Source organism: Methanomassiliicoccales archaeon, from assembly GCA_014361295.1.
In the GTDB taxonomy this organism is placed as follows: Archaea; Thermoplasmatota; Thermoplasmata; order Methanomassiliicoccales; family JACIVX01; genus JACIVX01.
Map to the genome: position 1 here is coordinate 1 of JACIVX010000019.1, position 7,559 is coordinate 7,559.

Here is a 7,559-nt window from a genome sequence, read left to right on the forward strand (position 1 = left end):
AGCGAGAACAATTACCGGAGAAAAGGATCTCAAAAAGGCTGCCAAAATACTGTATGAATGGGGCGCGAATCTAACAATAATCACCCTAGGAGAGAAAGGAGTTCTCTTCTACAATGGAGAAAAGTTCATGAAGTTTGAAGCTTTGCCAATCAGCGAGATAGTTGACCCTACTGGAGCTGGAGATGCCTTTGCTGGAGGTTTTTTGGCCTATTACGTAAAAGAAAAACCTATAGAAGAATGCATAAACCAGGGGTTGCTAAGGGCAAGAGAAGTCTTGAAGAAGAAGGGAAGCTGGAGTATTGAAGTCTAGTCGCTCGTCACCATCCTAGAGAACAGGTATAGAGAGATCAATACAAGTACCGCAATGGCCGTCACCTCAAACTTGGGCATGACCGCCGAAAGTCCCCCTATTAAAATGTATGTCGGAATTGCCAGAAGAGATGCTACAGTGACTATTAAGTAGTGTTCCCTTGGGGCCTTTTCTCTATCCAAGTACGCAGATTCAATGAAAATAAGTCCTAATACCACCAAAAACAGGCCCTCAATACCCCCTACTTTGTAGTATACTAAGAACCCCATAAGAGCTATAAGAAATAAGGTACCAAAGAAATATGAGAAAAACGCTAATGGCGCAAATGCTAATACTGGTAGGAGGTCTTTATATCCCAGTAAAATAAACGCCATAATGACGAGTGGAATTGGAGAAAATCTTATTCCAATCTTCATAGCCTAATAACCTCCGAAATAGCTGTTTTAAGGGGCTTGGTGATATCCCAGTCTATTATCAACGCGTAGGGAGAGAGTTTCCTAAGGTAAGCCTTTCTCCTGAGGTCCAAGATTTTAATAGCAAGATCTTCTTCCTTGCTTTTTGGTTTTAGAGCAGAATACGGGTCTGGAGAAATCACTATTATCTTGTAACCATAATGATACATCATCTTTAGTGCCTTTCTGCTCTCCTCACTTACAAGTGGAGAAATATAAATTATTTGAGCATTTGCTGGGAAGCGGGTTCTTATGAGGTGTTCCACCTGATATGCTATTAGATTGTTCTTACCGGGCTTTGCGGTGCTTAACAGATCAACACATTTGAAGAAATGCCTCTTTCCATAGTCCACCCGGGCCCAAAGGGGAACACTTTCTGAAAGCAAAAGACCAAAACTTGTTCCATTTTTGAGACTGTCTAGCATAAGAGAAGCTGCCGCTCTTACAGAGTAGTCTATAACCTCAGCACCTTGGTAACCTGCATCAAGAACTATTACAACGTCCACCTTCCTCTCACTTTCATATTCGTTACTCATTATCTTGCCAAGTTTGGCTGTTGCTTTCCAATTAATTATTTTAAATGGATCTCCAGACTGATACTCTCTAATTGCGTGAAATTCGACCCCTTCACCAATTCTGGGAGATGGTAATGGACCGACGGTGATTTTCGTTCCCTTTGTGGAATAAGGAGTTATTATGTCCTCAATAAGAGGCACTCCAATAAGTTCACCATATAATTCAATCTCCTTATCTTTTTTGAAAAAGCCAAAAGGATCTTGGTAACTCATCCTAATTTTGTTGAACTTGTGAACTCCTCTACGAACTTTAATTTTATATGAAACTTCTCTAACCTCGTCTTTTTTTAGCGAGAGTAAAAATTCTTTACTGCCTTCAACTATTTCAAGTTCTTCTGAAACATCTTCGGTTATTTTAAGCTCGGGACCCTCTCTTTTGACTTGACTTTAAGCTTTACTTCTATAATCTCCCCCTCGAGAATCCTATCGTGAGGGAGAATGCGCTCAATCTCTACATCAAGTCGAGGTTTGAAAAAAGCTATTGCAATGAAAAAGAGCCACATTATAGGGAGTGTCAAGTAAATCATGTCCCACCTTAATGTGAAAAATGCCATTAAAACTCCTAACCACAGAGCTAATAAAAGCTGAAGTGCCTTTCCTGTTGGATAAAACTCCCTCATGGCCCTCACTCGAATTTTGGCACTGGTATTTTCTCAAGCATTTTTTCCATAACCATCTCTTGGCTAACTCTAGTATACCAAAGCTCTCTCTTCAAGATAAGGCGGTGACTTAAAGCAGGAATGGCTACTTTCTTTACGTCATCAGGAATTACATAATCTCTCCCTTCCAAAGCAGCGTAAGCTCTCGAAAGCCTAAGCAATGCCAAACTTCCCCTTGGTGAGGCTCCAACTTCAATTTCTCTCTTGTTTTCTCTAGTAGCCCTTACTATTTCAGTTATATAATCCAGAACTGCATCGCTTATATAGACTTCTTCAATTGCCTTTTGCATCTCCGTGATCTCCTCTGCTGAACTCACTTGGTTTATATCTACTTCTTCTTTCTTCCTTCCAATTCTTCTCTTTAATATTTCAACCTCTTCCTCCTTTGTGGGGTACCCCACTCTCAACCTGACTAAGAACCTATCTAATTGGGCCTCGGGGAGAGGATAAGTTCCCTCCTGCTCTATCGGATTTTGAGTTGCTATCACCACAAAGGGCTTTTCAAGGTAGTAGGTTTTGCCTTCTATTGTTACCTGTCTCTCCTGCATTGCCTCAAGCAGAGCCGATTGAGTTTTTGGGGGTGCTCTATTAACCTCATCAGCGAGTAGAATATTCGTGAATATCGGGCCTTTCTTGAATTCAAATTCAAGGCTCTTCTGGTTAAAGACACTAACCCCCAAAATATCTGACGGCAACAAATCTGGTGTGAACTGGACTCTTCGGAAGTTAACCCCTAAAGCTGCTGCAAAGCTTTTTGCCATTAGAGTCTTTGCCAGGCCTGGCAAGTCTTCAATGAGTATATGTCCATCAGCCAGAATTGTAGCAAGTATTAATTTCAGGACTTCCGTTTTCCCAACTATGGCTTTCCCAACTTCATTTAAAATCTTATTCCCCTTTTCGTGAACTTCTTCTATTTTCATTTACATCCGCCTCCACCCTTTTAATGGCATTTTCAAGATTATCTAAAAAATTCCCTTCAGGTAGGGAAGTAAAGATCTCTCGAGTTCTTGCTTTTGCTTTCTCTCTATTATCTTCAAGAATTTCATATATCTCCAAAATTGCATCAGAGAGTATTTGCCTTGCAATTGTTCTCTTCCTTGCCATCTTTATGATGTCAGTGAGCCTCTCAACATCCGTCTTCTTTTTCCTCACATTTCCTCTTCTTCTAGGTAAATATGGGAACTCAGTTTCCTCCAATACAAATGCAAGAAGAATCACGCCAGCAATTAAAACAGCAACCCATCTAACCATATAGGAGCCTGCAAAGAACGCTATTAATACAAAAGGAAAGGCTAAAATGATTGCAAGGTTAAACCTCATTTACATCACCTTTAATTCTCGTATAGAGGTCATAAGCTTTCCTAGCATCATCCATTGTAACTTTTTCAGGTGCATATTTTGCTTTTTCAAAGAGCTTTGCAAGACTCACATAGGCCTCATGTTTATACTTCACCTTCTCAGCATGTTCCCAGTGTGTCCAGCTTCCTCTGTAAGGGATGCCCAAAAGTCTGAGCCATGTTACCGCATTTTTATACAATTTGATTACTATCTCATTTGGATCTCCGAGGAAATTTATGCCTTCTTCCTCCAACTTTTTATCAAATTTCTCTACGATCTCTTTAAGTCTTTTCCTCTCCTTTGCGGCTCTTAAATCAAGATAAAATCTAACAGCAACATAAGCCAAAAGTGTCACAAGCACTCCAAAGAAGGCATATAAATAGATACTCCCTTCGACAGATGAACCTAACGGGTTTTGGAAGTATCTCTCATAAAAGCTGACATTATAACTCTGATTAACATGGTAGACCCCTCCTGTCTGGTTAATGGTTATGTTTGACAAGGGTGTCTTATACGCCTTATAAAGGAGTGGAAGGGCTATTATGATAGAACCAACTATCATAGCAAGAAATATCCCCCAATTTACTTCGTAATCTGGGCCTTTTTTGACAAAGGGATCTCCAACTTCAAGAAAGATCTGAATTAATATTATCCCTGCAATAACTATCAAAATAGCAAAGAACAGACCAATCAAGTAATAGTCTTGAGTTCCCTTTTTAACCTCTCCAATTTTAGCTTGAGAGCTTATTATAGCACTCATTAGTAGAACGATGATAAAATAAAGGATTGTCAATCTACGCTTCATAATCTCTCATCTGTAAATCTATGCAAAGATAGGTTTAAAAAGTTTCATAACGGGAGAAAACCTGGGTGAAAATATGGAAAAAATCCCACTGCTTTTCGTTGAGAGCACTGCTGAGGAATGTGTGGAGGATGATAAGGCGAAGATAGATTGTATAATTATTCAGAAAAACATAGAAGTGAGGTTAAAGAAAGAGGAAAAACTTCCTGCTTTTATAGATGTAAAAAAAGCAAAATTCATGAAAAAAGAAGTCTATGACAGATTTCGTTTCTATGTAGACAAATATGAGCATAGAATGATTTGTGATGTGATAATAGTATTGCCAGATAGAAGAACAGAAATAAGACTTTACAAAGGGGATGAACTAATGCTCCTACCCGTAGAAGGATACGTTTCAAGTATAATCGCAGAGGTCGGGAATAGAGTTAGAAAAAGTGATGCATTTGCTGCAATAACAACTAAAAAAGGGGAGGTACACTACCTCAAACCACCCAAGAACGGAACAGTGATTTACATCGATGAATTCACCAACAGACCACACTATGTATACTATCTCCTTCCAGAGGAGCTTTAATATCCTTTAGTGCAAAACTGAAGTCTGAGGGATTAATAATAGGGAGCCTATTTCCAAAGGGCGTTATGGGAGGACGAAAATATTTTCACCTTGAGGAAGAGGCTTTCACTATTCGTACGAGAAGTTTTGGCCGAGTGCTTTAACATTAGGTCCTAATTCTGTGTCCCAACCAGCAGAAAAACTGGTAAGAATTACAGGAAAAGTAGGAAGTGGGCTGTCGTATTAAGAGGTGGGAACCAAGCTTGCATGAACATGGCCATTCTGCTTACCCTTTATATGTTGTCCTATTTGAGGTCCTTGAGCTGAACAAGCGAAATGGGTCGAGATTTCTCAACCCCCAAGGACCGCAAAAACTTTCAGATAAGGCCTTTCTTCCTCATAGAATACATGAGGATCGAGAACTTGCTCTTGGAAAGGCCGAGCTTGCAGACTAACTCACTGTGATTGGGTTTTCAAGTGTGAAGAGGCTCTAGCGAGAGTTAATCACATGCCTTCAATTATCGCCCTTACATTCTCCTTAATTCTCATTTTTAAAGTGTCTAGTTTATCCATTCCCTGAATCGTCCTCGTGTTGTTAGCACTTGTAATTATCAAAGACCATCTATGCAGTTCATGTTTTTTCAGTTCATCCTGGAACATGACAAGGAATTTAGAACCTTTTGCCTCTACTTCAATTATTTCAATAGACCTATCGCCCAGTTTTGTTGAGTAAATCTCTCTTGTTTTTAACCCACTAAATTCTCTTTCAAGCATTTCCGCAAATTCTCCCATATAAGGTCACCTAATAGTAATTAGAGCGAATTCCTATATATACCTTATCACAAAATTGTATAACGCTGACCAAAAATGTTATAAGGGCAATGAAAGAGTTAATCTTGAAAAAATTTAGTTGGTGGAAAGAATGAAAGTTGAAAAAGGAGATTTTGTAGTTTTTAACTACATTGGAAAATTTGAGAATGGAGAAATCTTTGATACTACTTATGAGAATATTGCCAAGGAAGCTGGAATTTATATGGAAGATCGAACTTATGGTCCTCTTGGAGCTAACGTTGGTGTTGGTGAACTCATCCCTGGAATAGATGAAGCTCTGTTAGGAATGGAAGTCGGAGAAAAGAAGATCATAACAATCCCTCCAGAAAAAGGATACGGAATGCCAAGAGACGACTTAATAATTAACGTTCCTACAAGTGAATTTGAAAAAGCAGGTATAGAGCCTATAGAAGGGGCTTATATCATGACGGACAGCGGAATTGCACAGATAACTGCTATTGGAGAAGAAAACGTTACTCTGGATTTTAACCACCCGTTAGCTGGAAAGACTCTTGTTTTTGAAGTTGAGATAGTTGATGTAAAAAAAGAAACCTCAGATGAACCCGAGGCCTGATATTTGAACTCTAGTAGCCACAATAAATACCAAAAGACCCATTATGGCAAGCATTGCACTATACTTGAACCCTGCAGAAAATTTTCCTTCTCTTATTATTCCAATCCCCAACCCAGAGACTATCGCTTGGACCCCTACAAATGCCAGAAGAATGTTATAAATTGCATCCATAGGCAAGTTTAAGCCAATTTCTGGGGTGTTCATGCTTCCCATAAGTTGAGAGACTATACCAAGGATACCTGGGCCAAGAAATCCACTCGCGATTATAAAGAACATCGCTTGCATTCCTGTCGAGGCCCTTCTTTCTTTTCTTATCCTTAAAATCTCACGAACATCGTTAGCAACAGCTACCAATACATCTGCCATCGGTGCACCTCTTTCATAAGCTTCTAAGATTATCATGGTGGACCTGTATATAACAATTGACCTCCTATTTCTTAATGCAAAAGCCTTTAAAGCTTCATACGTGGATCTACCTCTTTTTATCTCATTGACTGTCCGTTTAAATTCGTCCGTTAGAGCTCCAAATCTAGCAGTCGAGGCTTCTTCTAAGGCTTCTGAAAATGAAACTCCCGCTCTAAGAGAACTTGCCAAATAGAAAAAGGCATCTGGAATGTTATTTTCCATGCCTTCAGTTTTTTTAGTCACTTTCCAATAAGGATATATCCATCCTATACCTAAGAACATAGCAAAAAATGCAGGAAGAGTATAAAGTTTTACTGGAGAAATCAAGAAAACAACCACTGCAACCAAAACTCCTAATAAAATAGATACTAAGAGAAATTCCAAGGCTAAAAATGAAATCCCCGCAGAATACAAGAACAATTCATACCTTCTAGTCCATTTTTTCGGAATTACTTTTCCAAGTACCTCTGCAAGTGGATGAAGAAATCTAATTTCTGCCATTTAATCACCTCGGCTCACTACGTTTTATCATAAAGACCACCATAGCCGAGATTGCCGGGAACCCAAATAACAAAATAACTGCCAATGCTGATGGTGGCATTACTACACTCCTTGACATCATTGAAGCTGCAAGTATTGCGACAACAAAAAGTGTAGGCATTATGATTGTAATAAACATATAAACAAATGCTATACCATTGACTTTCTGTATGTATTCCACAAGCTTCATTCTGTACTCAAAGGAAAAATCCTCAGCGAGCTTATATAATATGTCTGCAAGGTTTCCACCAAATCTTATGGCTCTCAATATTTGTTTTACTACCCTACTAATATTTTCAGAGGCCATTTTCTCCTCAAATCTTATTAAAGCGTCTTCAAAAGAAGTTCCTCCATGCATATCCCTTACTATGAGTTCAAATTCTTCAGATATTGGGCCATAATCGGCATTTGCAACTGAAACCATACTCTCCGCTATACCAACACCTGCGCTCAAGAGAGAGGCCATGTGGCGCAATACATATGGTAGGGCCTTTTCTACCTCTACTACCCTAGCTCTCCA

Annotated in this window: 10 protein-coding genes and 1 pseudogene; 3 read left to right on the forward strand and 8 right to left on the reverse strand. The window is 39.2% G+C overall.

The window, feature by feature from the left end; translation table 11 throughout:
• Positions 1–310, forward strand: a 310-nt coding sequence (locus H5T41_10365; protein ID MBC7109165.1) for a carbohydrate kinase family protein, incomplete at its 5' end; no start/stop codon positions are given.
• Here the strand turns inward: H5T41_10365 and H5T41_10370 are convergent.
• The 5 genes and pseudogenes from H5T41_10370 to H5T41_10390 all read right to left on the reverse strand — a co-directional run bounded on the left by H5T41_10370 (position 307) and on the right by H5T41_10390 (position 4,139).
• A complete protein-coding gene (locus H5T41_10370; GenBank protein MBC7109166.1) occupies positions 307–720 on the reverse strand; it encodes a hypothetical protein in 414 nt (137 codons plus the stop codon). The two genes, H5T41_10365 and H5T41_10370, sit on opposite strands and share 4 nt — an antisense overlap.
• Positions 721–722: 2 nt before the next feature.
• Positions 723–1,957: pseudogene (locus H5T41_10375) on the reverse strand (DUF58 domain-containing protein).
• Positions 1,958–1,962: 5 nt separating this feature from the next.
• Positions 1,963–2,916, reverse strand: coding sequence for a MoxR family ATPase (locus tag H5T41_10380; protein MBC7109167.1), 954 nt, complete (start codon positions 2,914–2,916; stop codon positions 1,963–1,965).
• Complete coding sequence (locus tag H5T41_10385) at positions 2,882–3,316, reverse strand: hypothetical protein (protein ID MBC7109168.1); 435 nt, start codon at positions 3,314–3,316, stop codon at positions 2,882–2,884. The genes H5T41_10380 and H5T41_10385 overlap by 35 nt, the downstream gene beginning before the upstream one ends.
• On the reverse strand, positions 3,306–4,139 hold the full coding sequence (locus tag H5T41_10390) for a DUF4129 domain-containing protein (protein MBC7109169.1): 834 nt from the start codon (positions 4,137–4,139) through the stop codon (positions 3,306–3,308). Before H5T41_10390 ends, H5T41_10385 begins: the two co-directional genes overlap by 11 nt.
• Positions 4,140–4,212: 73 nt before the next feature.
• Between H5T41_10390 and H5T41_10395 the strand changes: the two genes are divergently transcribed.
• A complete protein-coding gene (locus H5T41_10395) occupies positions 4,213–4,710 on the forward strand; it encodes a DUF2118 domain-containing protein (protein MBC7109170.1) in 498 nt (165 codons plus the stop codon).
• A 483-nt stretch (positions 4,711–5,193) separates the two neighbouring features.
• On the opposite strand, the gene H5T41_10400 is transcribed toward H5T41_10395, so the two are convergent.
• Entirely contained in the window at positions 5,194–5,481 is a 288-nt protein-coding gene (locus tag H5T41_10400; GenBank protein MBC7109171.1) for a hypothetical protein, read from the reverse strand.
• 130 nt (positions 5,482–5,611) lie between these two features.
• Here H5T41_10400 and H5T41_10405 point away from each other — a divergent pair, with 130 nt between their 5' ends.
• The gene (locus H5T41_10405) at positions 5,612–6,094 is read left to right on the forward strand and encodes a peptidylprolyl isomerase (GenBank protein ID MBC7109172.1); all 483 of its coding nucleotides are present in this window, start codon (positions 5,612–5,614) and stop codon (positions 6,092–6,094) included.
• Here the strand turns inward: H5T41_10405 and H5T41_10410 are convergent.
• On the reverse strand, positions 6,074–7,000 hold the full coding sequence (locus tag H5T41_10410; protein ID MBC7109173.1) for a type II secretion system F family protein: 927 nt from the start codon (positions 6,998–7,000) through the stop codon (positions 6,074–6,076). The genes H5T41_10405 and H5T41_10410 overlap by 21 nt on opposite strands.
• A 4-nt stretch (positions 7,001–7,004) precedes the next feature.
• The coding region (locus tag H5T41_10415; protein MBC7109174.1) for a type II secretion system F family protein at positions 7,005–7,559 on the reverse strand (555 nt) is incomplete at its 5' end.